At 67.2% G+C, this 1,084-nt stretch carries 1 protein-coding gene; it reads right to left on the bottom strand.

Annotated features, from left to right (window positions below):
- Positions 1-1,056 (bottom strand): HAD-IC family P-type ATPase (locus AQJ27_RS51445; protein ID WP_159064688.1); only part of this gene is annotated, 1,056 nt, incomplete at its 3' end.
- Positions 1,057-1,084: the final 28 nt, after the last annotated feature.

The raw sequence follows: 1,084 nt of genomic DNA, 5'->3' as shown, positions 1-1,084 counted from the left end.
CGACAGCTGAGCGGCATCCGCCACCTCGGCCTCGGTGGTGCCGGTCACCGGCACGAACTCGGAGGCCTGGCGGTTGCCGAGGGTGATGGTGCCGGTCTTGTCCAGCAGCAGCGTGGAGACGTCACCCGCGGCCTCGACGGCCCTTCCGGACATGGCCAGCACGTTGCGCTGGACCAGCCGGTCCATGCCCGCGATACCGATCGCCGAGAGGAGTGCGCCGATCGTGGTCGGGATCAGGCAGACCAGCAGGGCCACCAGGACGACCATCGTCAGGTGTGTGCCCGCGTAGTCCGCGAACGGCGGCAGCGTGGCCACCGCGAGGAGGAAGACGATCGTGAGCGAGGCGAGCAGGATGTTCAGCGCGATCTCGTTCGGCGTCTTCTGCCGGGCCGCGCCCTCGACCAGAGCGATCATCCGGTCGATGAACGTCTCACCCGGCTTCGTCGTGATCTTGATGACGATCCGGTCCGAGAGAACCTTCGTACCACCGGTCACCGCGGACCGGTCACCGCCGGACTCCCGGATGACCGGAGCCGACTCACCCGTGATCGCCGACTCGTCCACGGAGGCCACACCCTCGACGACGTCACCGTCACCGGGGATGATGTCGCCCGCCTCACAGACGACCAGATCACCCACGCGCAGTTCCGTGCCCGGAACCTCCTCCTCGGACATGCCGTCCGAGGAGAGACGGCGGGCGACGGTGTCGGTCTTGGCCTTGCGCAGCGTGTCCGCCTGTGCCTTGCCGCGGCCCTCGGCCACCGCCTCCGCCAGGTTGGCGAAGATCACGGTCAGCCACAGCCAGGCACTGATCGCCCAGCCGAACCAGTCACCCGGATCCTTGAACGAGAAGACCGTCGTCAGGACCGAGCCGACCAGCACCACGAACATGACGGGCGACTTGATCATCACCCGCGGGTCGAGCTTGCGGAAAGCGTCCGGCAGCGACTTCACCAGCTGCTTCGGGTCGAACAGACCCGCGCCGACCTTTCCTTCGTCCTTGTGACCGGTCGGCACATCACTGTGCGGCGCCCGGGTGGGAGTGACTGTGGACACGGCGTCCTCTTGGTTGTCTGTGCGAATA

It is taken from the genome of Streptomyces olivochromogenes (assembly GCF_001514115.1).
GTDB lineage: Bacteria > Actinomycetota > Actinomycetes > Streptomycetales > Streptomycetaceae > Streptomyces > Streptomyces olivochromogenes.
This window is presented reverse-complemented; position numbering and strand designations above follow the sequence as displayed.